This is a genomic window from Pseudomonas sp. WOUb67 (assembly GCF_050058005.1).
GTDB lineage: Bacteria > Pseudomonadota > Gammaproteobacteria > Pseudomonadales > Pseudomonadaceae > Aquipseudomonas > Aquipseudomonas putida_R.
The window spans coordinates 5,852,748-5,879,074 of the sequence record NZ_CP170112.1; the positions used below are offsets into that span (position 1 = coordinate 5,852,748).

Here is a 26,327-nt window from a genome sequence, read left to right on the forward strand (position 1 = left end):
AATGCTGGCCAGATCCACTGTCATGCTTACCCCGATCACGCTGATGCAAATTGAGTGCAGCTTATCAGCCTGGGGCTTGTCGGAGCATTACTTCGCCTGGTCCGGATCGTTTCGCTCGCACAGCCGCGCGTACTCCAGCTGTGCCCGCCGGTCACCGGCGCGGGCTGCCTGGCGCAGCAGCTCATGGCCAATACGCCGGTCACGGGCGTTGCCGCAATCGCGGCACAGCATCTGCCCCAAGCGGCTCTGAGCCACTACCACGCCCTGGCGCGCAGGCTGCTTCAGCAGGCGCCCGGCCAGGTGCTTGACCTGGGGCTTGTCGCCCAGCCGCGGGCTGTCTAGCAGCCACAAGGCCACTTTCAAGGAAAAACGCTCGGAAGGAGGCGTCGATGCTGCAGGGCTGGCGAGGTGTTTACCGCGAAACTTCATGAGCAACAGGTTTGGCAACTCGAAAGGCGCGCCACTCTACTCTTTTTTTTTCGCCGTGACCTGTCGTTTTCTGGAGGATTGAAAAAATATTTGAATGATCTTTTCTTGACGTTTTCGAGCGCATGACCAAACGGTCTGTCGGGGTCTGTCGATTGTCGGACAGTTCACCGTACTGCTGGCACGCCCGTGCTAGAGCAAGCGCCCGCGACAATCCACAGTTCCTGTGGATAACTCGGTGGACAACCCCCTTGCACACCCCGCAAAGCCCCGTGAATTGGGGCTTCGTCTCAAACTGACGATTTTTTCACCAGCTAAAAATAGTGTTTTTTTTCATTGACTTAACCGCCCAGTCAAGGCATTGGCGAGGCTGTTGCAGCGTGTTGCCGGCCTGTTACAACCATTGCCCCGAATGTGAACAAGTGCACCATGATCCCTCATTTGAGTGCACGAAATGGGCACATCCGCCTGGATACGGGCTATTTGCCCCCTCTTCACAGCGGTGCAAATACGCGCCATACTGCTCGGCTAACCTGAACAAACGTAGTGCTTGCCAAGCACCGGCATTTCCGGTAAGGTGCGCCTCGTTAGTACCAAGCTGAAAGTCAATTCGGGCCATAACATCCTTGCAGACCCACTTTCCCAAGAGTGCACTGCTGAAACCAGGATTGCCCATTCGATGATTCACTCGCCAGCCTCAGGCTGCTCAAGCACGAATCACGTGACAGATTGATCAGGATTCCACCCGACGGCCTAGAACCTTGGCCCCGACGTGCTGCCTGCCTTCCGAAGTACCTACCAGTCAGCCCAAGCGCCCACATTTGATTGCGCTCTCTCTGGCTGCTTTGTTCCAGTCAGGTTCGTTCGTCCCTTAATAAAGGCGTCACTGGAACGTTTCTATCATGCACGGATCATATTCCCCGTGTTTAAAGCAGGAACCTCCAACAATATGCAAACTCATCATCAGATTCAGGCTGCCATTGGCACCCTCTCCCAGGCCTTCTCGCCGTTGAAGTGCCTTATCGTTGCCCCACGCAAGGGCAGCTTCAGCTTCACCCTGGTAGACGAACACGGCGTCGCCTGCCATACCGAGCGCCTGTACCATGAACAGTACAGCCGCAATGAACCGCTGCAGGCGGTCATCGCCCGGACTCGCCAATCGCTCACCGCGTGAGTGGCGAATACCGGGGCATTCAAGCGCTGAATCATCCCATCGCACGCCTGCCTGAACGTTCTTGGCGTAATTGCCTCAGGGCATATAGCCCGGTACGTCAGGCAGCAATCGATTTAAAAACAGCTCTTTACACCACGATTATCACACTACACTTCAACTCGAGCGGTGCTTACCGCTTCCGGCGGGCCTGATCATTCACCAGCTGCCAAGCTCCAGCGCCCGTCCGGCCCTTAATTGCTCGAGGGCATCATGGGTATTGCGGCGAATGAATTGTGTCAGTATGTGATCCGACCCACCCTGGTCTACCTGAACCGTCACTGCGCCAGCGCGGAAGCCTTGTTACTGGGCATTGCCGCCAGCCAGTCGGCACTCGGGTCAGCCTTGCATGACCGACGCGGGCACGGCCTTTACCGCATTGGCGAACACCGTCACCAGGCGCTCTGGGACGATTACCTGGCCCGCGACCCCGACCTGGCCAGCCTTGTGCGCGGCCTGGCCAGCCAGCACGCCTTCCTCGGCGGCCCGCACCTGGAACTCACCGTCAACCTGCGCTATTCCACAGCCATTGCCTGGATGCTCGTCGAAGAGCAGGCCACGCCACTGCCTGCCGCTGACGACCTGTTGGCGTTGGCACGGATATGGCGTCAGATTTTCCACCCCCAAGGTCGCTTGCGCGACTTCACTCATGCCTGGCATACCTGCATAGATCAGAGATTGCCACAGGTATCTTAAGAAGCGTCCTACAACATTACCGGAAAAAATGGAATTTTGGTCGGATTGTCCTACAAAACCGCTCTATCTTCAGCGATTGAGGCTATGGCGCGGCGCGTGATTTGTTGGTAGCTTTTCGCCCCGGAGATCCCAAGGAGTTTTCTAATAATGAAAAAAGTAATGCTCAAAACCTCCCTCGCCGTCGCTGTTGCCGTGGCATCCAGCCAAGTGTTCGCTGCAGGCTTCGCCCTGAACGAACAGAGCATCAGCAGCATGGGGACAGGTTTCGCGGGACGTTCTTCTTCTGCCGAAGATGCCAGCACCGTGTTTGGCAACCCGGCCGGCATGTCCCGGCTCAAACGCGAACAGTTCACCGTGGGCGGCGCCGCCGTCATCGCCAAGTCCGACATCTCGGGCCGGGGCAGCAACCTCGGGGGGGAAACCGATGGTGACATGGTGCCTCTCGTTGGCGTACCCATGGGTTACTACGTCAAGCCGATCGACGACCACTGGAGCGTCGGCTTCGGTGTCTATGTACCATTCGGCCTGGTAACCGACTACGGCAGCGATGATGCCGCACGCTACTGGGGCAAGAAGAGCCACGTCGAGGTAGTCACTTTCCAGCCAACCGTCAGCTACGCCTTCAATGACAAGGTCTCGATCGGTTTCGGCCCTACCATCAACCGCATCAAGGGCGAACTGGGCTCGAGCCTGATCAACCCGTTCACCCCCGGCCGCAACGATGGCGAAGTGAAAATCAAGGGTGACGATACCGCCGTTGGTTACAACATCGGCATCCTGGTACAGGCTACCGACAGCACCCGCCTCGGTCTGACCTACCACTCGATGGTCGACTACAAGCTCGAGGGCAAGACCCGCGTCAGCACCCCGCTGATCGGGCCGTTCAACGGCAACAAGTTCGACGCCTCGCTGAAGATCAAGACGCCGGAATCGGTCGACTTCTCGGTTACCCACGAACTGGACGACCAGTGGACCCTGTATGCAGGCAGCACCTGGACCCGCTGGAGCCGCCTGAAAGACATCACCGTGCAGAACGATGTCCCGGCGCCATTGGCAGGTTCGGCGTTCCAGACCATCACCGAAGAGCAGAACTGGCATGACACCTGGGCGCACGCCATTGGTGCGTCGTACAAGGTCAACAAGGAGTGGGTGCTGCGCACCGGCTTTACCGTCGACCAGTCGCCGACCAACAACCACGACCGTTCGCCACGCATCCCGACGGGCGACCGCAAGGTGTTCAGCCTGGGCGCCGGCTGGAGCCCGAACGACGACATGACCATCGACGTGGCCTATTCCTACCTGTGGGAAGAAGACACCAAGGTCAATCAGGTGAGCGCCACCAAAGGCAGCTACCAGGCCAAGTACGAGAACAGCGCTCACGGTATCGGTGCATCCCTCACCTACCGCTTCTGATTCGTACGTAACCCCTGAAAAACCGCCCTCGTGGCGGTTTTTTCATGCCTGCACCTGCCAACTGTCCCCCAAGCATTCACGTAGATAATCCATGAACACGCGCACTTTCGCGGTCATGGCGAAACGGTCGGCCAGGCACAGGTAGATGTCCATGGGTTCGGTCTGGGCGTAGGCCTGGCCACTGTCGCTGTACTCGAACAACGGCACCAGCGCACCGCTGGCCAGGTGCGGTCGCACCATGAACTCGGCCAGGCGGGTGATGCCGCCATCGTGCAGTGCCATCTGGGTCAGTGCGTCGATGTCGTCGCTGATCAATACGCTGCCGAACTCCGCTTCGAAACGCAGCCCATCACGCATGAAGCCCCAGCGCAGAAACCGCCCATCCACCGGGTAACGGAACACCAGGCAACGGTGATCGCGCAATACCTCGGGCGAACCCGGCACCCCGGCGCTTTGCAAGTAACCGGGCGAGGCACAACAAATGAACGGGATACGGGCAATGTGCCGGGCCAACAGTTGGTCTTCGAGTTGCGGGGCAATGCGCAGGCTCACGTCGACGTCTTCACGGGCATGGTTGACCCGGCGATCAGTCGTTACCAACTCTATCGAAAGCAGTGGGTAGCGGGCACTGAAGGCGGGTATGAGTGGCGCCAGCACGTGGCGGCCAAAAGCGGACGTCGAGGCAATGCACAGCCGCCCTTGGGGTTCGCTGTCTGGCGTTGTGACGGCTTGCTCGGCCAGGGCGAGGTCACGTTCGATATGCCTGACCCGCTCATAATACTGCGTACCGGCCGGCGTCAGCGCCATGCTGCGGGTGGTACGGCTGAGCAGGCGCACCTGCAGATGGCCCTCGAGGCGCGCCAGGTTCTGGCTGACCGCTGCCGGGCTAAGGCCCAGGTTACGGGCGCCGCCGGCGATGCTGCCGGCCTCGACCACCTTGATGAAGCTGCGGATGGCGTTGAGCAGGTCCATGGGTGAGCTCTTGGATTCGTAAGAATCTCTTTATAAAGAACTCAGTACCACTGGTCTACAGCTGCGGCCGAGGGGATTGCTAACCTGCGCCTCCATTCAACTTTCAGGAGTTCACATGAGCAACCTGTCCCAGTCGCGCAGCCGACGCAAACTGCACCCGGGTGCTACGCCTTACGTTTTTGCTTTTTTCATGTCGTCGATCATGGCGCTGTTGATGTGCTTCGTGATCACGGCAGCAAATGCCGGGGTTACCCCGGAGTACCTGAACAATGTGCTGAAGGCCTATCAATTGGCGATGCCAGTGGCGTTCGTTTGTGTGTTGATGGTCAGGCCGGTGGTGGTGCGGCTGGTGGCGATTACGGTGCATGCAAAGTGAAGTAACCCGGCAAACCACGCCGACTGATCTTGCTCCAGCTTTTGATCTGGCTTTTGATCTTGATCTTGATCTTGATCTTCGCGACTTCAGGAGGCCGAACGCAGGCCTTGCGGAGGGAGGTGACGGGCATGGATGCCCGTCAAGCGCTGGGCCCCAGGATGGGGCCTGCAGCGCGGTCCTCCCGGGAGCAAGGCCGGAGTGAGGGAACCCCGGAGCGCAGCGCAGGGGCCGGATGATCGGAGCGCAGCGTTTTTTGGTTACTTTTTGTCGCGTTTGACAAAAAGTGACTCGCCGTAAGGGCGAAAAGGTGAGTATGCGTCGCCATCGCAAACGGACTGTTCTCCGTTTCAATACCGCCGCAGAAGCTCTTGATTTTGGGATGTTGGCCTCAACACAGTGTAGACATTCGTTCGCGCAGGTGGCGCTGAGTCACCTTTCCGCCCTTACGGCGGGTCCCTTTTTGTCGTGGCAAAAAGGAACCAAAAACCGTCCGCTCCCATCATCCGGCCCCTGCGCTGCGCTTCGGGGTCCCCTCGCTTCGGGCTTGCTCCCGGGAGGACCGCGCTGCAGGCCCCATCCTGGGGCCCAGCGCTCGGCCTCCTGAAGTCGCAATCTGCGTCGCCTGGACTATCGCGCGCTTAGAAGCAAAAGCCGGAGCAAGTGCAAGTGCAAGTGCAAGTGCAAGTGCAAGTGCAAGTGCAGCGAGATTACTGCTGCGAAGCGATGGCCTTCTCGATGGCTGCGCGGAATTCCGGATCATCCGGTTTGGTCAGGCTGGAGAAATTACCGATCACCTTGCCCTTACGATCGACAACATACTTGTAGAAGTTCCACTTCGGCGCACTGCTCTGGCTGGCCAGCTCAGCGAACAGCGGTATCGCATCCTTGCCCCGCACCGCCTGCGTCTTGGTCATGGTGAACGTAACGCCGTAGTTGGCATAACAAACCTTGGCAGTCTTCTCGCTGTCGGCATCTTCCTGCTTGAAGTCATTGGACGGCACACCAAGCATTTCCAGGCCGTCCTTGTGATACTCCTTGTACGTCGACTCAAGCCCCTCGAACTGCGGTGCAAACCCACAATAGCTGGCCGTGTTGACCACCACCAAAGGCTTGCCGGCAAAGCGCTGGCACAGGTCGACCTGCCCCTTGCCACGCAACTCCGGCAGGCTGCCCTGCAACAACGCCGGGCAATCAGCAGCCCAACTCGACGTGCTGGCAAGCACAGCCAACAACGGCACCGTCAACCAATGAGCACGCATGATTCGTTTCTCCTGCTAGACAACCCTTGAGCTTGCAGGGTAGCGCCTAACAAACACTCATGCCCAGTTGCATCAACGCCATCCCGCCCTTGTGCCAGCCCCACCACGCCAACGCCAGCAGCACCAGCGCGCCCAGGGCCAGCAACCCGCGGGCCAGGTAGCGGTTCATGCGGCCTGGGCCTGAAGCCGGGCGACCGGCCGTTCGCGTACGGGCCAGTTCAAGGCGGCGGCCAACAGACTGAGCAGGATGGAAATCTGCCAGACCAGGTCGTAGCTGCCAGTGCGGTCATAGACCACCCCGCCCAACCAGCCACCGAGGAAAGCACCCAACTGGTGGAACAGGAAGACGATACCGCCGAGCATGGACAGGTTACGCACCCCGAACAACGTAGCCACGGTGCCATTGGTCAGCGGCACCGTGGACAACCACAGCAGGCCCATGGCGATGCCAAACAGGTAGGCGCTGAACTCACTCACCGGCGCCCAGAGAAACAGCACGATCACCACCGCACGCAGCAGGTACAGCCCGGTCAGCAGGCGCGGCTTGGAGATGCGACCGCCCAGCCAGCCAGCCGTGAACGTACCCACGATATTGAACAGGCCCACCAGCGCCAGCACCGTGGTACCGGTGGTCGCGGCGAGGTGCTGGTCAACCAGGTAGGCCGGCAGGTGCACGCCAATGAACACCACCTGGAACCCACACACGAAGAAACCCAGCGCCAGCAACCAGAAGCCGGAATGCGAGCACGCCTCGCGCAGCGCCTGGCCCAGGGTTTGTTCAGCCCCATGGCTGGGCAGCGGACGGTCGCGCAGCAGGCCGACGAAAGGCACGATCAACGCCACCATCAGGCCCAGCACCAGCAACGCTGCGGACCAACCCAGCCACTGGATCAGGCCAAGGGTGCCCGGCAGCATGGCGAACTGGCCAAACGAACCGGCGGCGCTGGCAATGCCCATGGCCATGCTGCGCTTCTCTGCCGGCACCGCACGCCCGACCACGCCGAGGATGACCGAGAACGATGTGCCAGACAGGCCGATGCCGATCAGCAAACCGGCACTGAGCGACAACGACCAGGCAGAATCAGCCATGCCCATGAGGATCAAGCCGACGGCGTACAGAATACCGCCGATGATTACCACCCGCGCCGCGCCCAAACGGTCGGCCAAGGCACCGGCGAACGGTTGCGCCAGCCCCCAGATCAGGTTCTGCAAGGCAATGGCAAAGGCGAACACCTCACGCCCCCAGCCAAAATCGGCGCTCATCGGCGCCAGGAACAGGCCAAAGCCGTGCCGCACACCCAGAGACAGCGCCAGGATCAACGCCGCCCCTACCAATACCCACCCGCTGGTTCGCCACACCGAAGTCATTGTCGTTATCTCCAGCACATCGCAAGGTAATTGCGGGTATATACCCGCTTATAGTCGTATCAAATCAGGCCAGTTGGTCCAGCAAGCGCACCAGTTCATCCCGCTGCCCTGCACCCAACCGCTCCACCAGCTCGATCTGGGCTTGTTCCCAGGCCGGGTGCGCAGCACGCAGCAGTTGCTTACCGGCCTCGGTCAGCAGCACCACGCGGTTGCGCTGGTCGTCGCCATCGGCCAGGGCCACCAGCCCGTCCGCCTCCAGTACCCGCAGGTTACGGCCCAGGGTACTGCGCTCCAGGCCCATGGCCTCGGCCAGGGTGGTGATACTGGGGCGGTCGAGCCGTTGCAGGTGCCTAAGCAGGGAAAACTGCGCGACATTGACCCCGAAGCCGGCAAGGGCCTCGTCGTAATGCCGGCTCACCCCGCGGGCGGCACGACGCAGATGGGTACAGATGCATTCACTGGTCAGCATGGATACGTGTATATACCCGCGTCATGAGTGTTGCAAGAGGTTTCACAGTTCATGATCCTGCTCAGTCATGTGGGAGCGTGCGCATGCTTCTAGATTGTGAGCGACGTCAGAGGCCTAGCGCCAAGCCAAGTATCACTGCCAGTTCGAGCAATTCCAGCAGCGCACCCGCAGTATCACCGGTGGTGCCACACAGGCGCCGGCACATCAGATGCCGCAGCCAGGCAAACACCGCCAGCGCCAGCGCCACGACCCAGCCGCCCAATACCAGGCAGAACAGTGCACTGCCCAGCAGCACCCACCCGGCTGCACGCCGGGGCAGCTGATCGGCCAATGCCTGCCCCAACCCGCCAGGCCGCACGTAGGGCGTAGAGAGGAACAAACCCAGCATCGCCGCCCGCCCGATCAAGGGCGCCAGCAGCAATTGCGCCCCTATGCCCTGCTCCACCAGCACCCACAAGGCGCAGAACTTCAGCAACAGCACCAGCACCAGGGTGACCACGGCAATCGGCCCGCTACGCGGGTCTTTCATGATCAGCAGGGTGCGCTCACGGTCGCCGAAACCGCCCAGCCAGGCGTCGGCGCTGTCGGCCAGGCCATCCAGGTGCAAGGCGCCACTGAGCAATACCCACACCGTCAGCAGCAAAGCCGCATGCAGCGGCGCCGGCGTACCCTGCAGCAGAAGGCTGGCCAGCCACAGCAGCAGCCCGAACAACAGCCCGACCAGCGGGTAGAACAGCAGCGAACGCCCCAGCTCGCGCGGTGCCGGCATGCCCGGCAGGCTCACCGGCAAGCTGCTGAGAAACTGCAAGGCAATCCAGAACGGCAACATCTCAGTGAGCCTCGATCAGTTGACCGCGGTCACCCATCACCAGCCGCACCAGCGCCCCATGCCCGACTTCAACCTGCAGCAACTGCTCCTTCGGCAAGCCTCGCGCCCGGGCCAGCAGCAACCGCATCACCCCGCCATGGGTAACCAGCAGCACCCGCTTGCCTGCATGCTGGCGGCTCAAACGCTCGACAGCCGCCAGCACGCGCTCGGCGAATGCCTGCACCGGTTCGCCATTGGGCGGGGTGTAGGCGTACGGGTCCGCCCAGAAGCGCCCCAGCGCATCCGCCTGGTCTTCCATGATCTGCGCCGCGCTACGGCCTTCCCAGTCACCGAAATGCAGCTCTTGCAAACCGGGTTCACGCTGCACAGGCAAATCAAGACGCCCACCCAGTTCATCGGCAAAACGCGCACAGCGCTGCAGCGGCGAACTGACCAGCACATGCCACGGGCCGGCTTCGGCCACGGCGCTGCGCATCTGCGCCCAGCCCTTGTCGGTGAGGGCATCGTCCAGGCTGCCGCGCAGGCCGCCCTGCTCCGTTTCACCGTGGCGCAGCAGGTCGAGGATCATGCCGGGCGGTCCGCCACGGCGGCCTCGGCAAAGGTCGCCATCTGCCCATGCAGCGCACAGGCCAGGCGCAACAGCGGCACGGCGAGCGCAGCACCACTGCCCTCCCCAAGGCGCAGGCCCAACGCCAATAGCGGTTCGGCCTGCAACGCATCCAGCAAAGCCTTGTGCCCAGGCTCCGCGCCCTGATGGGCAAACAGCAACCACGCCCGGCACTGCGGGTTGAGGCGCACCGCCACCAGGGCGGCAACGCTGCAGATGAAGCCGTCCACCAGCACGGCGACGCCTGCCTGCGCGCAGCCGATGTAGGCACCGGCCAACGCAGCGATCTCGAAACCGCCGACACAGCCCAGTGCCTGTAATGGATCTGTGGCCTGCAGGCCATGCAGGCTCAGCGCCCGCTCAATGACCTCAGCCTTGTGCCGCACGCCAGCGTTGTCCAAGCCGGTGCCCGGGCCGCTCAGTTCGGCAGGCGGGCACCCCAGAAGAACGCTGGCCAAGGCCGCAGCGGCCGTGGTGTTACCAATACCCATCTCGCCGCCGATGAACAGCTGCGCGCCCTGTTCGGCGGCACGCAAGGCGCTGTCGCGGCCTGCCTGCAAGGCAGCTTGCAGTTGCCCCTCGGTCATCGCGGGCTGACGGGCGAAGTTGGCCGTACCGGCCCCCAGGCGCAGGTGGCGCACGCCGGGCAGTTCCAGATGAGGGTCAATGGTGCCCAGATCGACCACCTCAAGGCTGGCCTGCAGCTGGCGCGCCAACACGCTGATCGCTGCACCACCGCCGACGAAGTTGCGCAGCATCTGCCCGGTCACCGCCTGTGGGTAGGCCGAAATACCTTCTTCGACCACGCCGTGGTCACCGGCAAAAATGCTGATGGCAGCCTGGTCCAGGGTTGGCCGTTCACGCCCTTGCAGGCCCGCCAGTTGAATGGCCAGGCCTTCCAGTTGGCCGAGTGAACCGGCAGGTTTGGTCAGCTGTTGCTGACGGGCGCGGGCCTGGTCCATGGCGGCGTTGTCGAGGGGTTGGCAGGCGTCGCGCCACCAGGCTTGAGTCATAGTGCAGCTCCTTTGAGCATTAAGGGCAGGCCGGCCACAGTCAGCACTACGCGCTGGCAGCGTTCGGCCACGGCCTGGTGCAGCCAGCCGGCCAGGTCGACATAGCGACGGGTCAGTTCGCCCATGGGCACGACGCCCAGGCCGGTTTCATTGCTGACCAGAATGAGGGTGCCAGGCAGCTGCTCCAGGCAGGCCAGCAGGGCATCGCGCTCTTCGGCCAGGCGCTGGTCGTCTTCGAGCATCAGCAGGTTGGTCAGCCACAACGTCAGGCAGTCCACCAACAGGCAGCGCCCTTCGGCCGCTTCGGCACGCAATACTGCGGCCAGGGCCAGCGGCTCTTCGATCAGCCCCCAGTCTGCGGGACGGCGCTGGCGGTGCAGCGACACGCGTTCGTTCATTTCACCATCCAGCGGCTGGCTGGTGGCGATGTAGGTCACCGGCAGGCCGCTGGCGCTGGCCAGCTGTTCGGCCAGGCGGCTCTTGCCGGAGCGGGCGCCACCGAGGATCAGGCTGCGCATGTCAGGCCACCCCGCACAGTTGGCGCAGGTGCGCGGTGTCCAGGTGTTTTTCCACCAGGTCGGCTAGGCGCTCGATGTCGCGTTCGCGCAGGGCTTCGTAATCGATGCTCTGCACATCCTCCAGGCCAGCCCAGCGCAGCAGCGCAGCACACGACTGGCTGCCCTCGAACAGGCCGTGCAGGTAGGTGGCGAGGATCTGGCCATCGGCACTGACAGCGCCGTCACAGCGGCCATCGGCCAGCTGCACGGCGGGCTGCTCCAGGGCAGGGCCGGTGGTGACGCCAGCGTGAATTTCATAGCCGCCAACCGGCACGGCTTCAAGGTTCAGCGCGCCGGCAACATTGCGCAGTTGCTTCTCGGCTTCCAGCACCGTGGCGTAATCGAGCAGGCCAAGCCCCGGGCTTGAACCGGCAGCCCCTTCGAGCCCCAGCGGGTCATGCACGTCACGCCCAAGCATCTGCAGGCCTCCACAGATCCCGATCAGCTTGCCACCGTAGCGCAAGTGCCGCTCGATGGCCTTGTCCCAACCGCGCTCGCGCAGCTGTGCCAGGTCACCGCGCACGCTCTTGGAGCCGGGCAGGATGATCAGGTCGGCAGCCGGGATCGGCTGGCCCGGTCCAATGAACTGCAGGTCCACCTGCGGGTGCAGGCGCAGCGGGTCAAAGTCGGTGTGGTTACTGATGCGCGGCAATACCGGGACGATCACCTTGAGCACACGCTCGCTTTTGGCGCCTTGGCGCACATCGATGCCGTCTTCGGCTTCCAGGTGCAGGTCGGTGACGTAAGGCAGTACGCCCAGCACTGGCTTGCCGGTGCGTTGCTCCAACCAGTCCAGCCCCGGCTGCAACAAGGCAATATCGCCACGGAAGCGGTTGATGACAAAGCCTTTGACCCGCGCCTGCTCACTGGGCGACAGCAGTTCCAACGTGCCCACCAAGTGGGCGAACACGCCGCCGCGGTTGATGTCGGCGACCAGGATCACCGGGCAGTCCACCGCCTCGGCAAAGCCCATGTTGGCGATGTCGCCGGCACGCAGGTTGATCTCGGCCGGCGAGCCCGCGCCCTCGACCATGACAACCGGGTACGCGGCGCTCAGGCGCTGGTGCGAAGCCAGCACCGCCTGCATGGCGATGGCTTTGTAGTCGTGGTAGGCCACCGCGTTCATGCTGGTGACCGCACGCCCGTGGATGATCACCTGGGCACCAGTATCGCTGTTGGGTTTCAGCAACACGGGGTTCATGTCGGTGTGGGGTGGCAGCCGGCAAGCCTGCGCCTGCACCGCCTGGGCGCGGCCGATTTCACCGCCGTCGGCAGTCACCGCGCTGTTCAACGCCATGTTCTGCGGCTTGAACGGCACCACGCCAACACCCTGGCGCAACAGCCAGCGGCACAGGGCAGTTACCAGCGTGCTCTTGCCGGCGTCGGAGGTGGTGCCTTGCACCATGAGGGTGGTCATGCCGATTCCTTTTGATAATCCGCCAGGGCCTGGGCCAGGCGTTGTTCGTCCGCCGCACATTCGGGCAGCCCCAGGCGCACGGCCGCTGGGTGCTCGAACAAGCGCACCAGGATGCCGCGGCGGGCAAGAAAGTCATGAAGCTGCGCGGCCCGCCCGCTGCGCACGTACTGGAACAGATCACAGCCGCCGCTGGGTGCAAGGCCTGTGCTGGACAGCAATGTTGCCAAGCGCTGGCTGGCGGCAGCGCAACGTTCGATCTGCACGCGCTGGGCAGGCGTGTCGGCCAGGCTGGCCTGAGCCAGCACCCGGGTTGGCCCGTTGACCGTCCACGGGCCCAACAGCTCGGCCAGGCGCAGCAACAGGCTGCGCTCGGCGGCGACGAAGCCCAGGCGTACCCCGGCCAGGCCAAAGAACTTGCCGAACGAACGCAGCACGATCAGCCCCGGGCGCTCGGCGCAATCGACCACGCCCTGCGCCGGGGTGTTGTCCATGAACGCCTCATCGACCAACAGCCAGCCACCACGGGCGGCCAGGCGGGCGTGCCAGCCCAGCAGGCGCTCACGCGGCACCCGCCGACCGGTCGGGTTGTTGGGGTTGACCAGCACCAGCACGTCGAGGCTGTCGAGCGTCGCCTCGACTTGCGCCTCATCCAGCTCAACCAGTTGATGCCCCGCCCGTTGCCAGGCGTACGGGTGTTCGGCATAGCACGGCGTCAGCACCCCTACCCGGCCAGCCGCACGCAGCAGCGGCAGAGCCTGGATCGCCGCCTGGGAGCCCGCCACCGGCAGCAATTGGCGGGCGCCGTAATACGCACGGGCAGCCTCCTCCAGGCCGTCCTCGGTCTCTGGCAGGCGGGCCCAGGCATCCGTGGGGATCGACGGGATCGGGAATGGCCAGGGCGCGATGCCGCTGGACAGGTCGAGCCACTCCTCGCGAGGGATACCATAGTGCTGCATTGCACGCAGCAGGCGGCCACCGTGTTCAAGCATTGATGTAAGCCCCCAGGCAGATCAACATCAGCCACAGCCACACGCCGCGCTGCACCAGGCTCCAGCCACGCTCGATGGCATCGGCGTCAGCCATCGGCCCCTCACCCAGGCGTGGCCGCTCATGCAGTTCGCCGTGGTAAACCGCCGGGCCGCCCAGCTCTACTCCCAGCGCACCGGCACCGGCAGCCATCACTGGCCCGGCGTTGGGGCTGTCCCACAGCGGGCCTTGCTTGCGCCAGCAGGCCAGGGCCAGGCGGGTCTTGCCCAGCAGTGCGTAGGTCAGCGCCACCAGCCGTGCGGGAATGTAGTTGAGCACGTCATCAATGCGCGCCGCGCACCAGCCGAAGCGCTCGAAGCGCTCGTTGCGATACCCCCACATAGCGTCCAGGGTGTTGCTCAGGCGGTACAGCACCACACCCGGCGCACCGGCCACCACAAACCAGAACAACGCGGCGAACACCGCGTCACTGCCGTTTTCCAGCACCGACTCGGTGGCCGCCCGGGCCACGGCGGGCTCGTCCAGCTCACGGGTTTCGCGGCTGACCAGGTAGCCGACGCGCCGCCGCGCTTCTTCCAGGTCGCCCTGGCGCAGGGCGCTGGCCACCGGCAGCACATGTTCGCCCAGGCTGCGCAGGCCAAGGGCGCAGTACAGCGCCAGCACATCCACCAGCCAGCCAATGTAGGGCAGCCAGGACAGGATCAGCGCCACCAGGGTGAGCGGTACCACCGCCAGAAACCACGCACTCACGCCGTGGCTGCGCCAGCCGCGGCCACCTGCATTCAGGCGACGCTCCAGGTTACCGGCCATATTGCCGAAGGCCACCAGCGGGTGGCGCCGCTGCGGTTCGCCCAGCAAGGCATCCAGGGCCACCCCGGCCATGGTCAGCAAGGCCACGCTCATTGGCGCTCTCCCCATTGGTTTTCGTACAGCATGTCACTCAAGGGCCGTTCTTCGGCCCAGTGTTCCAGCACCAGCATGGGCGCCGGGTAAAATTCGGTCACCGGCCCCAGGCACAGCACCGCCACCGGCTTGGCCCCATCCGGCATGCCCAGCAGTGCCGCCAGCGCCAAGGGGTCGAACAGCGACACCCAGCCCATGCCCAGCCCTTCGCCACGGGCCGCCAGCCACAGGTTCTGGATGGCGCAGGCCAGCGAGGCCAGGTCCATCTCCGGCAAGGTGCGACGGCCGAAGATGTGCGGCTCGCGGTTGTCCATCAAGGCCGCTACCAGCAGCTCGGCACAGTCGTTGATGCCTTCTACCTTCAGTTTCATGAAGTCATCCGACCGCTCGCCCAATGCTTCGGCGGTGCGCAGCCGCTCCGCCTCCACCAGGGCCTGGATGCGGGTGCGCAGTTCACGCTGGGTGATGCGGATAAACCGCCAGGGCTGCATCAAACCGACGCTGGGCGCCTGGTGCGCGGCTGCCAGCAGGCGGCCAAGCAGCTCCGGCGCCACCTGGCCACCGGCGAAATGGCGCATGTCGCGGCGCTCGCCAATGGCCCGGTAGATCGCGGCGCGTTCGGCGTCGCTGTAAGCGTGTTCGCTCATGGTCGCAGCAGCGCCGCCGCCGCATCCGGGTTGGAGGGGAAGTAGAAGTGCACGTAGGAGGCCGTCAGCCGGCCCAGGCGATACACCGCTTCGTTGCCCCGCCCGCCGTTGGGGCTGAGGCCCCGGGCAATCGGTTCCAGCGGCGTGCTGGTCAGCGAGTGGTGATAGGTGTGACCGCGCAGGGTACCTTCCGGCAGCTCCACTGCCTGCAAGGCCAGGGCCGCCAGGCGCTTCTGCATGGTCGCCTCGCCCGGCAGCAAGCCGAGCAGTTCGGCACGCTCGCCGGCGACGTCAGTCAGGGCATCGAGCAGGTAGAGCATGCCGCCACACTCGGCCAGCAACGGCTTGCCCTGGGCATGATGGGCACGGATTGCCTCGCTCATCGGCGCATTGGCGGCCAGGGCGTGGTGATGCAGTTCGGGATAACCGCCCGGGAGGTACAGGCTGTCCACCACCGGCAGTTCGCGGTCATGCAGCGGCGAAAAGAATTCCAGCTGCGCACCCAGGTTACGCAGCAGTTCAAGGTTTGCGCCATAGGTGAAGGCGAACGCCTCGTCCCGCGCCACACCAATGCGCACGCCAGCCAGCGAGGCGGCACAGGCTTGCGGTTCGGGTTCGGCAAAAGTCACCGGCGGTGGCAAGGCTGCGTCACAGCTGGCGCCCAGCGCTTCGGCTGCGGCATCCAGGCGGGCATCCAGGTCGTTCAGCTCGCTGGCCTGCACCAGCCCCAGATGACGGCTGGGCAACTCGATGCCGCGCTCGCGGGACAAGCCGCCATACCAGCGCAGGCCTTCGGTCAGGCTGCCTTCCAGCAATTGTGCATGGCGCAGGCTACCCACCCGGTTGGCCAGCACGCCGGCGAACGGCAGGTCGGCCTGGTAACGCGCCAGGCCCAGGGCCAGGGCGCCGAAGGTCTGGGCCATGGCCGTGCCGTCGATCACCGCCAGCACCGGTACCCCGAAATGGCGCGCCAGGTCGGCGCTGGACGGGGTGCCATCGAACAGCCCCATCACGCCTTCGATCAAGATCAGGTCGGCCTCACCGGCCGCTTCCCACAGCAGGCGGCGGCTTTCGTCGGCACCGATCATCCACAAATCCAGCTGGTACACCGGCGCGCCGCTGGCCCGTTCGAGAATCATCGGGTCAAGGAAGTCGGGCCCACACTTGAACACCCGCACCTTGCGCCCGAGGTTGCGGTGCAGGCGGGCCAGGGCAGCAGTGACGGTGGTCTTGCCCTGGCCAGAGGCCGGTGCCGCGATCAACACGGCGGGGCAGTGGCGCGATTGACTCACAGTTCGACGCCCTTCTGTGCGCGGATACCGGCCTGGAAGGCGTGCTTGAGCATGCCCATCTCGGTCACGGTATCGGCCAGTTCGATCATTTCGGGCTTGGCAGCGCGGCCAGTGACGATCACGTGCTGCATGGGCGGGCGGGCCTGGATATCGGACAGTACCTGGTCGAGGTCGAGGTAGCCGTGCTTGAGGGCGATATTCAGCTCATCCAGCACCACGAACTGCACACTTGGGTCTTGCAGCAACTGGCGCGACACCGCCCAGGCGGCTTCGGCGGCAGCGATGTCGCGCTGGCGGTCCTGGGTTTCCCAGGTAAAGCCTTCGCCCATCACGTGGTAGCGCACCTGCTCGGGGAAGCGGCGGAAGAACAGCTCTTCGCCGGTGCTGTTGCGGCCCTTGATGAACTGCACCACACCGCACTGCATGCCATGGCCCAGGGCGCGCGCGAGCATGCCGAAGGCCGAGCTGCTCTTGCCCTTGCCATTGCCGGTCAGCACCAGCAGCAGGCCGCATTCGTTGGGGGAATTGGCGATGCGTTCGTCGATGACCGCCTTCTTGCGCTGCATGCGCGCCAAGTGGCGTTCGTCGCGTTCGGTGGGTTCGCTCATCAGGGTTCTCCGCAGGCTGGCACCATGGCAAGGCGTGGTGACAGGTAATAGGCAGGCAGACGGAGAACGCGCAGGGGCCATGGCAGGGGGCCACGGTGCACCGCGCATCACCCTCCGTGATGCCGTTGACAGTTCCAGGCCGGTCTCCGGGCTTGTGAGCGGGCTTTGGCCCTGGCCTGCGCGCCTTCCCGGATGCTGGCATCCAGTGGCCCTGCGCGGCCTTCTACTCACCTACCGTTGCGGGGGCAGCGCCGGAATCGCGCCATGCTGGCGCCCACCGGCTTCCCAGTTTCACCCTGCCCAGCCGGGGCTGGCAGGGCACCTGAAACACGCGCGAAGGTTAGAGGGTTGCACCCGGAGCGTCAATCGAAGCGGGTGTTGCAGCGACGTATGCTCTTGATCTGGCTCTTGATCTAGCTCTTGATCTAGCTCTTGATCTAGCTCTTGATCTTGATCTGGCTTTTGATCTTCGCGACTTCAGGAGGCCGAACGCAGGCCTTGCGGAGGGAGGTGACGGGCATGGATGCCCGTCAAGCGCTGGGCCCCAGGATGGGGCCTGCAGCGCGGTCCTCCCGGGAGCAAGGCCGGAGTGAGGGAACCCCGGAGCGCAGCGCAGGGGCCGGATGATCGGAGCGCAGCGTTTTTTGGTTACTTTTTGTCGCGTTTGACAAAAAGTGACTCGCTGTAAGAGCGAAAAGGTGAGTCAGTGTCACCATCGCAAATGGAGTTTTCGACTTATCAAAACCGACGCTTAAGCTTTTAGCTTTTAGCTTTTAGCTTTTGAGGTGTGGGCATTCACACCGAGCAGACATTCGTTCGCGCAGGTGGCGCATAGTCACCTTTCCGCCCTTACGGCGGGTCACTTTTTGTCAAACGCGACAAAAAGTAACCAAAAAACGCTGCGCTCCCATCATCCGGCCCCTACGCTGCGCTCCGGGGTCCCCTCGCTCCGGGCTTGCTCCCGGGAGGACCGCGCTGCAGGCCCCATCCTGGGGCCCAGCGCTTGACGGGCATCCATGCCCGTCACCTCCCTCCGCAAGCCCTGCGCTCGGCCTCCTGAAGTCGCAATCTGCGTCGCCTGAACTATCGCGCGTTTAAAAGCAAAAGCCGAAGCAAGAGCAAGAGCAAGAGCAAGCCGAGGGGAACCTGGCGAACGCCGACAGCCTCTCAATTGAAAAGGCCTTCGTTAAAGGACGCCGCACATGAAATGCCTGATGCCTTGGTTAATAGCAGCCAGCCTGGCAGGCTGCGGCGAAACAGCCCTGTTGAGCGTAAACGAGGGCAGCGGGCCCAACCCCAGCCTCCCCGCCCCCGTCACGACATTGATCCCCACCGTAAATATCGCCCCCGCAATCGGCTGGCCAAAAGGCAAGAAGCCCACCGCTGCGCCAGGCACCCAGGTCGCCCCCTTCGCCAGCGGCCTCGACCACCCACGCTGGCTCTACCTACTGCCCAACGGCGATGTGCTGGTAGCCGAGACCAACGCGCCACCCAAACCCGAAGATGGCAAAGGCATTCGCGGCTGGGCCATGGGCAAGGCAATGAAACGCGCCGGCGCGACCGTACCCAGTGCCAACCGCATTACCCTGCTGCGCGATGCCGACCACGATGGCGTGGCAGAAATCCACACCCCTTTCATCGAAGGGCTCAACTCCCCTTTCGGCATGACATTGGTGGGTAAAGACTTGTACGTGGCCGACACCGACAGGCTGCTGCGCTTTCACTATGAACCGGGCGCCATGCAGATTACCGACAAGGGGCAGCCGGTAACCGAGTTGCCCGGCGGCCCCCTGAACCATCACTGGACCAAGAACGTGATCGCAAGCCCCGACGGCAAGAAGCTCTACGTCACGGTTGGCTCGAACAGCAACGTCGGGGAAAACGGCATGGAAAAAGAGCAAGGCCGCGCCGCGATCTGGGAAGTGGACCCGGCAAGCGGCAAGCACCGGCTGTTCGCCACCGGCCTGCGCAACCCCAACGGACTCGCCTGGGAGCCGCACAGCAAGGCCTTGTGGACAGCAGTCAACGAACGTGACGAAATCGGCAGCGACCTGGTGCCGGATTACATCACCTCGGTGAAAGACCGCGGCTTCTATGGCTGGCCATACAGCTACTACGGGCAGCACGTAGACCAACGGGTACACCCGCAGGCCCCGCAGAAGGTCGCCCAGGCGCTGGCGCCCGACTACGCGGTGGGCCCACACACCGCATCCCTGGGGCTGGCATTCACCGAACCTGGCATGTTGCCGCCGCCTTTCGAACAGGGCGCATTGGTCGGCCAGCACGGGTCGTGGAACCGTAAACCACACAGTGGCTACAAAGTGTTGTTCGTACCCTTCGACCGTTCAGGCAAACCTGTGGGCCGCCCCATCGACCTGCTCACAGGGTTTCTCGATAGCGATGGCAAGGCAATGGGGCGACCGGTGGGAGTCATCAACGACGGGAAAGGCGGGATATTGGTGGCCGACGATGTCGGCAATGTCATCTGGCGGGTGAGCAAAGCACCTTGAGCCCGACGGCCTGTATCGGCCCCGCTGAACGGGGCCGCTGCTTCAGGCATTGAGAATCAGGGGTTCTGCGCCAGATGCCCTTGCGGAATCACGCGCTTGGCCTGCAGGTAGGCCTTGGCCCAGTAGCTGTTGGACAGATAGTCCAGGCGTACCGTGCCACCTGTGGAGGGCGCATGCACGAAGCGCCCTTCCCCTACGTAAATGCCGGCATGGCTGACCTGCGAACCACCACCGGTGGCAAAGAACACCAGGTCGCCGGATTGCAGCGCCTTGGCATCCACCGTCGGGGCGCGCATGACGATCATCTCGCGCGTGGAACGCGGCAAGCTGATGCCGGCCGCATCACGGTAGACGTATTTGATCAAACCACTGCAATCGAAGCCGGAGTCCGGGGTGTTGCCGCCCCAGCGATAAGGCGTACCCACCAGACCAATGGCACGGATCAGCACGTCATCGGCAATCGGCGAAGGGCTCGGTTGGCTATAGCTCACCTGCGGCTGAACCACAGGGGCCGGCGCAGGCGCGCGGCTGGAGCAGGCAGCAAGCAATGCCGCCAGGGAGAGAAATGCGAAGCGCGCCATCTTTATCATGGCCAGAACATCCTGTCTGAGACCGCTGCGCAGCAGCCGAAAAGAGTTGAGAATTTAGATTAGACGCTTTCTGTAAATGCGCACGGCGGCGAGCTTTTTTTCAAAAGCATCGCCGCCGCGGCAGGATATATCATTTTGCTATCAGTTGCGCGCGATGTTGGTCGGCGCCATGGCCAAGGCACGCTTGGCTTCGATGAAGGTCTTGCTCCAGTAGCGGTCACCGAGGCTGTCGATGCGCACACCACCGCTGCGGCGGCTGCTGGAGTGGATGAACTGGTTGTCACCCAGGTAGATGCCGGCATGGCTGACGCGGCCGCGGCCATTGGTGCTGAAGAACAGCAGGTCACCAGGCTTGAGCTTGTTGCGGGCCACTTTCGGGGCATCGACGTTGATCATTTCACGCGTGGAGCGCGGCAGGGTCATGCCCGCCTCTTCGCGGAACAGGTAGCCGATGAAACCACTGCAGTCGAAGCCGGACTTTTCCGAGGTACCACCGAAGCGGTAGCGGGTGCCGATCAAGGCCATGCCGCGCTCGAGAATGCTGTCCGCCAGAACGGGCAGCTGGTAAGGCTTGCTGTTGCTGGAGAAAGCCGCCAGGTCATCTTCAGTGGCCAGCTCTTCCGGTTCGCCGAATACCGACGAGGACGAGGCTTTGGCCTTGATTGCCGACTGTGCGGCAATCGGGGTGTGATCCTGCGGCTCTGAATGAGAAGCTGGGCCTTGGGCCGCGCAGCCAAAAAGCAGGGTCACGAGTGCGAGTGGCACGAGGGGTGCGAAGCGCTTTAGCATGGGCACGACCGTGTCTGTAATCCTTTAGAGGGGGAAACTATGCCCTCTATCATGGCCATTTGCAAATTTTATCGAAAAAGATGTGACTTTTTTGTTTTGCCGCTCTGGCCCAGCGTTTTCAGGGGGTTACCAGCCCAGGGTTTCCTTGAGGAAAGGGATGGTGAGCTTGCGTTGTGCCTGCAGCGAGGCCTGGTCGAGGCGTTCGAGCAGGTCGAACAGCGCACTCATGCTGCGCGCACCGCGGGTAAGGATGAAGTGGCCGACTTCGTCGGTAAGGTGCAGGCCGCGGCGCGAAGCACGCAATTGCAGGGCACGCAGCTTGTCTTCGTCGGACAGGCCCCGCATCTGGAACACCAGGGCCAGGGTCAGGCGCGACTTCAGGTCCGGCAGCTTGATCGGCAGCTCCCGTGGCGATGCCGAAGCGGCCAGCAGCAGGCGCCGGCCGCTGTCGCGCAGGCGGTTGAACAGGTGGAACATGGCCTCTTCCCAGTCTGCCTTGCCTGCAATCACATGCAGGTCGTCGATGCAGACCAGTTCGTACTGGGCCAGGTAGTCGAGCACCTCTACGCCACGGTCGAGCAGTTGCGCCAACGGCAGGTAGACGGCGGGCTCGCCACGTTGCTGGAAACGGTGGGTGGCGGCCTGCAGCAGGTGGCTACGGCCAACACCCTGCTTGCCCCACAGGTAGATAAGGCTCTCGGTCCAGCCGGCGTCGGCTTCGCATAGCCGCTCGACGTAACCCAATGCCGCAGCATTGGCGCCCGGATAGTAGTTGATGAAGGTGGCGTCATCGCGAAGGCGCACACCCAGGGGCAACTGGATCGGTGGTTTCATGCTCGCGGGCGGTCAGCAGGACCGCAGGGGGCCTTTGGTGAACAATCTGCAAAGTCTATACCCGCAACGCGGGGCGCACAATCACGGCAATGGATAGCGCAAGCAAAATCAACAAGTTGCGCTGTTTAACGGCTGACATCAGACCCTGTGGGAGCGGGTTCACCCGCGAACACCGGCTCTGCCGGTGCCATACACCGTGTTGGTTTTTTCGCGGGTGAACCCGCTCCCACAGGGAAAGCGAATGCCCCCACCTCACAGATCCGGGTCAATTTCCCCGGCATACATGTCCGACTCTTTGTACAAGTCATGCATATGCCGCAGGAGCACCATGATCACCGCCGCCACCGGCAGGGCCAGGAGCACCCCGGTGAAGCCGAACAGCTCACCACCGGCAAGGATGGCAAAGATCACCGCAACCGGGTGCAGACCGATGCGGTCACCCACCAGCAGCGGGGTCAGCACCATGCCTTCCAGCGCCTGCCCGACCATGAACACCGCAACGATGCCCAGCATCGGGTACAGGTCGCCGCCGAACTGGAACAGGCCAGCCACCAGCGCGGCACCAATGCCGATGATGAAGCCCATGTACGGCACAATGGCCGCAAGGCCCGCGAGCATGCCGATCAGCAGGCCCAGCTCAAGCCCCACCAGCATGAGCCCGGCCGAATAGATGATGCCCAAGGCCACCATCACCATGAGTTGCCCGCGCACGAATGCCCCCAGTACCTCATGGCATTCGCCTGCCAGGCCCATCACCTGCGGCTCACGCTGGCGCGGTAGCAGGCCGCGCAGCTTGCCCATCATCAGGTCCCAATCGCGCAGCAGATAGAAGCCCACCACAGGAATCAGCACCATGTTCGCCAGCCAGGCCATCAACGCCAGGCTCGAGGCGGTGGCATGGGACAACAACATGCCAACGATGTCGGTGGTCTGGCCCATGTGCGCGCCGATGGCGGCCTTGATCTTGTCGAATTTCCAGAAGCCATCGGCCAGGCCCAGACGACCCTGCACCCATGGCAGCGCCACCTGTTCGAGCCAGTCGAGCATCTGCGGCGCCAACTCGTACAGGCGCACCAGCTGCTTGGCAAGCATCGGCACCAGCACCAGCAGCAAGGCCATCAGTAACAAGGTGAACAGGCCGAACACCACCACCACGCCCCAGGTTCGCGACAGCCCCAGGCGCTCCAGGCGGTCAACCAGCGGGTCGGCCAGGTAGGCCAGCAGGATGCCGACCAGAAACGGCGTAAGAATGTTGTGCAAGCTATAAAGCAGCACAGCGATCAGCAGGGCAGCACCCAGCCAGATCCAGCGACGTACATCGATCACGGTATGCTCCCTTTACCAGCGAAAACGCAGGCCGTCGAACGGCTTGGGCGCAGACGAGGCCGGCGCGGGTTGTTCAGCCGTTGCACTCGCGGCCGGGGCTGGCGTGACGGGCACTGCCGGCGCCTGCTCGGCGGGCAGTTCCTGCAATTTGGCCAGGCCAAGCTGGGCACGCAATTGCTCGCGGTTGCCGGTCACGCCATAGGTCAGGGTGGTGCCTTCGACCATCTTCAGGCGCGGGCCGTAGGGCTCAAGTACACGGGCAAGCTCGGCATAACGCTGCAGGCTCATCCCCTGTACTTGCACCTGCATCTGGCTGCTGGCGCCCGGGCGGGCGACATAACGTGGCGCCAGTCGGCTGCTTACCGCCAACATCACCGCATCGGCCAAGGCTGCCGGGTCGGCCCCCTCGGCAGTGCCTTGCTCACGCTGGTCGCCCAGCCACAGCTGCCACTTGCCCTGCCACTTGCCATCGGTTTCCTGGGCATGCACCGCCAGCAAGGCGTCAGCGCCATAGCGCTCGGAGGCCTCCCGCAACGGTGCCGGGTCGCTGCCTTCGATCTGCTTGGCATTGGCCACCAGTTGCTCCTGCAGGTCGGCCAGCGGCAGGCGCAGCGGCAGGCCACGATGCTGCGCGGCACGACGCAGCGGCTGGGCGCTGGCCTGGCCATCACCGACCAGGCTGCTGCCCTCGACACTGTCATTCAGCCACCAGCCGAGAATTGAGGGCCGATTGCTGCCCCACAGCGCGAGGCCGGCCTTGCGCAGGGCGCGCTCGGTACTGCCCGGGTCGAACTCCACCAGCACCGACTCGGGCGGGCCGGCTTCGCTGCCAACCTGGTTGATGATCTGCTGCGGGTCCTTGCGCAGCTCGGCCAGCGCCGGGCTCTGCGCGGCCTTGGCGTCGCCGGTCAGGCGCAGCACCAGCGTGTCGAGGGCTTTGGTGGTGGCTGCGGTACGGGCTTCAGGGCCCTGCCCTGTGACCGGCTCGCGTACCTGATAAAGGCCAGAGACATTTTCAGCCTGAGCGGTGGCCGCTATCAGGGCCAGGCAACCGGCTGCCAGAATATTGAAAAAACGCATGGAGGATTCCTGTCCAGTTACCGCAATGCCTATACCTTATACACGGGGGAGCAAGGTCACCAGTCGCGAGGGGGTGAAAGATTGGTTGCGGGGTGTTGTCGGGAAGGGGAGCCCGAGGTTGACAGGTGTTCGCCACAACAGGTTAAGCGCCGGTGAAATCGAGCGCCGCCCGCGCGGCGCTTCGCAGCACAAGGCTGCTCCTACATTTGTTTCGCGCCAATTATTCCTGAGGCAACGGCGCGTGCCCCCTTGGTGCCCCCACTAAATACCTATTTTCATGCCCTGCCCGTCGGCCTGAGGATGGCCGCTGCCCGGCAACCCTGATAAAATCGCGCGCCTTCACAGACCACTGATGTTTCAGGCAGCCGCCGCTTACCCGCCGGTCTTGGCCGTCATGGTCGTTTTTAAGAATCCCTCCCTCCTAAAGGCCTGGATCAATGAGCAAGCAACCCTCCCTGAGCTACAAGGACGCCGGTGTAGACATCGACGCCGGCGAAGCACTGGTCGAACGCATCAAGGGCGTGGCAAAACGCACCGCACGCCCTGAAGTCATGGGTGGCCTGGGCGGCTTCGGCGCCCTCTGCGAGATCCCGGCCGGCTACAAGCAGCCAGTGCTGGTCTCCGGCACCGACGGCGTCGGCACCAAGCTGCGCCTGGCGCTGAACCTGAACAAGCACGACAGCATCGGCCAGGACCTGGTCGCCATGTGCGTCAACGACCTGGTGGTGTGCGGCGCCGAGCCGCTGTTCTTCCTCGACTACTACGCCACCGGCAAACTGAACGTTGACGTGGCCGCCACCGTCGTCACCGGCATTGGCGCCGGTTGCGAACTGGCCGGTTGCTCGCTGGTCGGTGGTGAAACCGCCGAAATGCCTGGCATGTACGAAGGCGAAGACTACGACCTGGCCGGCTTCTGCGTCGGCGTGGTGGAAAAGGCCGAGATCATCGACGGCTCCAAGGTTGCCACTGGCGACGCGCTGATCGCCCTGCCGTCCTCGGGCCCGCACTCCAACGGCTACTCGCTGATCCGCAAGATCCTCGAAGTGTCCGCCACCGACATCGAGAACACCCAGCTGGACGGCCAACCGCTGACCGACCTGCTGATGGCGCCTACCCGCATCTACGTCAAGCCGCTGTTGCAGCTGATCAAGAACACCGGTGCCGTGAAGGCCATGGCCCACATCACCGGTGGCGGCCTGCTGGACAACATCCCGCGCGTACTGCCGAAAAACGCCCAGGCCGTGGTTGACGTCGCCAGCTGGCAGCGCCCGGTGGTATTCGACTTCCTGCAGGAAAAAGGCAACGTCGACGAGCATGAAATGCACCGCGTGCTGAACTGCGGCGTCGGCATGGTCATCTGCGTAGCCCAGGATCAGGTCGAAGCCGCCCTGAACGAACTGCGCGCCGCCGGTGAGCAGCCATGGGTCATCGGCCACATCGCCGAAGCCGCCGAAGGCGCCGCCCAGGTCGAGCTGCAAAACCTCAAGGCACACTGATGCCAAGCAAGACCTGCAATGTAGTGGTGTTGCTGTCGGGTTCCGGCAGCAACTTGCAAGCCCTGATCGACAGCTGCCAAGGCCAGGACAGCCCGGTGCGCATCCGTGCGGTGGTTTCCAACCGCGCCGATGCCTACGGCCTGCAACGTGCGGCGGCGGCAGGCATCGACTGCGTGGTGCTCGACCACACCCAGTTCGACGGCCGTGAAGCCTTCGATGCCGCACTGGTTGCGCGCATCGACGGTTTCGCCCCGGACCTGGTGGTGCTGGCCGGTTTCATGCGCATCCTCAGTGGCGGCTTCGTGCGCCACTATCAGGGCCGCCTGCTCAACATCCACCCGTCGCTGCTGCCCAGATACAAGGGCCTGCATACCCATCGCCGGGCGCTGGAGGCAGGCGACGCCGAGCATGGCTGCAGCGTACACTTCGTGACCGAGGAACTCGATGGCGGCCCACTGGTCGTACAGGCTGTAGTACCGGTGGCGTCTGACGACACCGTCGAAAGCCTGGCCCAGCGGGTACACCACCAGGAACACCTGATCTACCCGCTGGCGGTGCGCTGGTTCGCTGACGGGCGCTTGCGCCTTGGCGAACAGGGTGCATTACTGGATGGCCAGCCGCTGGCGGCCAGCGGTCACTTGATTCGATCCTAG

27 protein-coding genes, 1 pseudogene and 1 riboswitch are annotated in these 26,327 nt (G+C 63.6%); of the genes and pseudogenes, 7 read left to right on the forward strand and 21 right to left on the reverse strand.

The genetic code is table 11. The features are described from left to right. Positions 1 to 90: 90 nt before the first annotated feature. Positions 91 to 429, reverse strand: a pseudogene (locus ABOC32_RS25825) (sel1 repeat family protein); the annotation flags it as partial. A gap of 946 nt (positions 430 to 1,375) precedes the next feature. Here ABOC32_RS25825 and ABOC32_RS25830 point away from each other — a divergent pair. From ABOC32_RS25830 to ABOC32_RS25840, 3 genes are all read left to right on the forward strand, one after another. Further along, positions 1,376 to 1,600: a hypothetical protein gene (locus ABOC32_RS25830; protein ID WP_016501083.1), complete on the forward strand. Its 225-nt coding sequence runs from the start codon at positions 1,376 to 1,378 to the stop codon at positions 1,598 to 1,600. A 249-nt stretch (positions 1,601 to 1,849) separates the two neighbouring features. Then, positions 1,850 to 2,332 (forward strand): hypothetical protein, encoded by a 483-nt coding sequence (locus ABOC32_RS25835; RefSeq protein ID WP_086974753.1) that lies wholly within the window; start codon positions 1,850 to 1,852, stop codon positions 2,330 to 2,332. A 147-nt stretch (positions 2,333 to 2,479) separates the two neighbouring features. Beyond that, positions 2,480 to 3,745 carry an OmpP1/FadL family transporter gene (locus tag ABOC32_RS25840; protein ID WP_426809382.1) on the forward strand — a complete coding sequence of 422 codons (1,266 nt, stop codon included), beginning with the start codon at positions 2,480 to 2,482 and terminating at the stop codon, positions 3,743 to 3,745. 42 nt (positions 3,746 to 3,787) lie between these two features. Here the strand turns inward: ABOC32_RS25840 and ABOC32_RS25845 are convergent, their stop codons facing one another. Continuing rightward, positions 3,788 to 4,717 (reverse strand): LysR family transcriptional regulator, encoded by a 930-nt coding sequence (locus ABOC32_RS25845; protein WP_426809383.1) that lies wholly within the window; start codon positions 4,715 to 4,717, stop codon positions 3,788 to 3,790. Positions 4,718 to 4,832: 115 nt separating this feature from the next. Here ABOC32_RS25845 and ABOC32_RS25850 point away from each other — a divergent pair, with 115 nt between their 5' ends. Then, positions 4,833 to 5,093 carry a DUF2798 domain-containing protein gene (locus ABOC32_RS25850; RefSeq protein ID WP_426809384.1) on the forward strand — a complete coding sequence of 87 codons (261 nt, stop codon included), beginning with the start codon at positions 4,833 to 4,835 and terminating at the stop codon, positions 5,091 to 5,093. Between the two features lie 707 nt (positions 5,094 to 5,800). Here ABOC32_RS25850 and ABOC32_RS25855 read toward each other — a convergent pair. From ABOC32_RS25855 to cobO, 14 genes are all read right to left on the reverse strand, one after another. Continuing rightward, positions 5,801 to 6,352, reverse strand: a complete 552-nt coding sequence (locus tag ABOC32_RS25855; protein ID WP_426809385.1) for a glutathione peroxidase — start codon at positions 6,350 to 6,352, stop codon at positions 5,801 to 5,803. A gap of 46 nt (positions 6,353 to 6,398) precedes the next feature. After that, positions 6,399 to 6,521, reverse strand: a complete 123-nt coding sequence (locus ABOC32_RS25860) for a hypothetical protein (protein WP_426809386.1) — start codon at positions 6,519 to 6,521, stop codon at positions 6,399 to 6,401. After that, complete coding sequence (locus ABOC32_RS25865; RefSeq protein ID WP_426809387.1) at positions 6,518 to 7,720, reverse strand: MFS transporter; 1,203 nt, start codon at positions 7,718 to 7,720, stop codon at positions 6,518 to 6,520. The genes ABOC32_RS25860 and ABOC32_RS25865 overlap by 4 nt, the downstream gene beginning before the upstream one ends. Before the next feature lie 64 nt (positions 7,721 to 7,784). Further along, positions 7,785 to 8,189 carry a MarR family winged helix-turn-helix transcriptional regulator gene (locus ABOC32_RS25870; RefSeq protein WP_426809388.1) on the reverse strand — a complete coding sequence of 135 codons (405 nt, stop codon included), beginning with the start codon at positions 8,187 to 8,189 and terminating at the stop codon, positions 7,785 to 7,787. Positions 8,190 to 8,295: 106 nt separating this feature from the next. Continuing rightward, positions 8,296 to 9,018, reverse strand: coding sequence for an adenosylcobinamide-GDP ribazoletransferase (locus ABOC32_RS25875; protein WP_426809389.1), 723 nt, complete (start codon positions 9,016 to 9,018; stop codon positions 8,296 to 8,298). Between the two features lies 1 nt (position 9,019). Then, entirely contained in the window at positions 9,020 to 9,586 is a 567-nt protein-coding gene (gene cobC, locus ABOC32_RS25880; RefSeq protein WP_426809390.1) for an alpha-ribazole phosphatase family protein, read from the reverse strand. Further along, on the reverse strand, positions 9,583 to 10,638 hold the full coding sequence (cobT, locus tag ABOC32_RS25885; protein WP_426809391.1) for a nicotinate-nucleotide--dimethylbenzimidazole phosphoribosyltransferase: 1,056 nt from the start codon (positions 10,636 to 10,638) through the stop codon (positions 9,583 to 9,585). The genes cobC and cobT overlap by 4 nt, the downstream gene beginning before the upstream one ends. Then, a complete protein-coding gene (gene cobU, locus ABOC32_RS25890) occupies positions 10,635 to 11,156 on the reverse strand; it encodes a bifunctional adenosylcobinamide kinase/adenosylcobinamide-phosphate guanylyltransferase (protein ID WP_341797805.1) in 522 nt (173 codons plus the stop codon). The genes cobT and cobU overlap by 4 nt, the downstream gene beginning before the upstream one ends. 1 nt (position 11,157) lies before the next feature. Further along, a complete protein-coding gene (locus ABOC32_RS25895) occupies positions 11,158 to 12,612 on the reverse strand; it encodes a cobyric acid synthase (protein ID WP_426809392.1) in 1,455 nt (484 codons plus the stop codon). Then, entirely contained in the window at positions 12,609 to 13,601 is a 993-nt protein-coding gene (gene cobD, locus ABOC32_RS25900; RefSeq protein ID WP_426809393.1) for a threonine-phosphate decarboxylase CobD, read from the reverse strand. Before cobD ends, ABOC32_RS25895 begins: the two co-directional genes overlap by 4 nt. Beyond that, entirely contained in the window at positions 13,594 to 14,502 is a 909-nt protein-coding gene (gene cbiB, locus ABOC32_RS25905; protein WP_426809394.1) for an adenosylcobinamide-phosphate synthase CbiB, read from the reverse strand. The genes cobD and cbiB overlap by 8 nt, the downstream gene beginning before the upstream one ends. Beyond that, the gene (bluB, locus tag ABOC32_RS25910; RefSeq protein WP_426809395.1) at positions 14,499 to 15,149 is read right to left on the reverse strand and encodes a 5,6-dimethylbenzimidazole synthase; all 651 of its coding nucleotides are present in this window, start codon (positions 15,147 to 15,149) and stop codon (positions 14,499 to 14,501) included. Before bluB ends, cbiB begins: the two co-directional genes overlap by 4 nt. Further along, positions 15,146 to 16,441: a cobyrinate a,c-diamide synthase gene (locus tag ABOC32_RS25915; RefSeq protein ID WP_426809396.1), complete on the reverse strand. Its 1,296-nt coding sequence runs from the start codon at positions 16,439 to 16,441 to the stop codon at positions 15,146 to 15,148. The genes bluB and ABOC32_RS25915 overlap by 4 nt, the downstream gene beginning before the upstream one ends. Continuing rightward, positions 16,438 to 17,049, reverse strand: coding sequence for a cob(I)yrinic acid a,c-diamide adenosyltransferase (cobO, locus tag ABOC32_RS25920; RefSeq protein ID WP_043198530.1), 612 nt, complete (start codon positions 17,047 to 17,049; stop codon positions 16,438 to 16,440). Before cobO ends, ABOC32_RS25915 begins: the two co-directional genes overlap by 4 nt. A 120-nt stretch (positions 17,050 to 17,169) precedes the next feature. Further along, a riboswitch (cobalamin riboswitch) is annotated at positions 17,170 to 17,390 on the reverse strand. Between the two features lie 861 nt (positions 17,391 to 18,251). On the opposite strand from cobO, the gene ABOC32_RS25925 reads away from it, so the two are divergent. Beyond that, positions 18,252 to 19,559, forward strand: a complete 1,308-nt coding sequence (locus tag ABOC32_RS25925) for a PQQ-dependent sugar dehydrogenase (protein ID WP_426809397.1) — start codon at positions 18,252 to 18,254, stop codon at positions 19,557 to 19,559. A gap of 56 nt (positions 19,560 to 19,615) precedes the next feature. Here the strand turns inward: ABOC32_RS25925 and ABOC32_RS25930 are convergent, their stop codons facing one another. The 5 genes from ABOC32_RS25930 to ABOC32_RS25950 form a co-directional block, all read right to left on the reverse strand. Next, a complete protein-coding gene (locus tag ABOC32_RS25930) occupies positions 19,616 to 20,149 on the reverse strand; it encodes a C40 family peptidase (protein WP_426809398.1) in 534 nt (177 codons plus the stop codon). A gap of 141 nt (positions 20,150 to 20,290) precedes the next feature. After that, positions 20,291 to 20,938, reverse strand: coding sequence for an NlpC/P60 family protein (locus ABOC32_RS25935; protein ID WP_234229677.1), 648 nt, complete (start codon positions 20,936 to 20,938; stop codon positions 20,291 to 20,293). A gap of 126 nt (positions 20,939 to 21,064) precedes the next feature. Continuing rightward, positions 21,065 to 21,772 (reverse strand): DnaA regulatory inactivator Hda, encoded by a 708-nt coding sequence (hda, locus tag ABOC32_RS25940; RefSeq protein WP_016485270.1) that lies wholly within the window; start codon positions 21,770 to 21,772, stop codon positions 21,065 to 21,067. Between the two features lie 252 nt (positions 21,773 to 22,024). Continuing rightward, the gene (locus ABOC32_RS25945; protein WP_234229678.1) at positions 22,025 to 23,098 is read right to left on the reverse strand and encodes an AI-2E family transporter; all 1,074 of its coding nucleotides are present in this window, start codon (positions 23,096 to 23,098) and stop codon (positions 22,025 to 22,027) included. A 12-nt stretch (positions 23,099 to 23,110) separates the two neighbouring features. After that, on the reverse strand, positions 23,111 to 24,178 hold the full coding sequence (locus ABOC32_RS25950; RefSeq protein WP_426809399.1) for a DUF2066 domain-containing protein: 1,068 nt from the start codon (positions 24,176 to 24,178) through the stop codon (positions 23,111 to 23,113). Between the two features lie 437 nt (positions 24,179 to 24,615). Between ABOC32_RS25950 and purM the strand changes: the two genes are divergently transcribed. Further along, positions 24,616 to 25,674: a phosphoribosylformylglycinamidine cyclo-ligase gene (gene purM, locus ABOC32_RS25955; protein WP_043204324.1), complete on the forward strand. Its 1,059-nt coding sequence runs from the start codon at positions 24,616 to 24,618 to the stop codon at positions 25,672 to 25,674. Further along, the gene (gene purN, locus ABOC32_RS25960; RefSeq protein WP_426809400.1) at positions 25,674 to 26,327 is read left to right on the forward strand and encodes a phosphoribosylglycinamide formyltransferase; all 654 of its coding nucleotides are present in this window, start codon (positions 25,674 to 25,676) and stop codon (positions 26,325 to 26,327) included. The genes purM and purN overlap by 1 nt, the downstream gene beginning before the upstream one ends.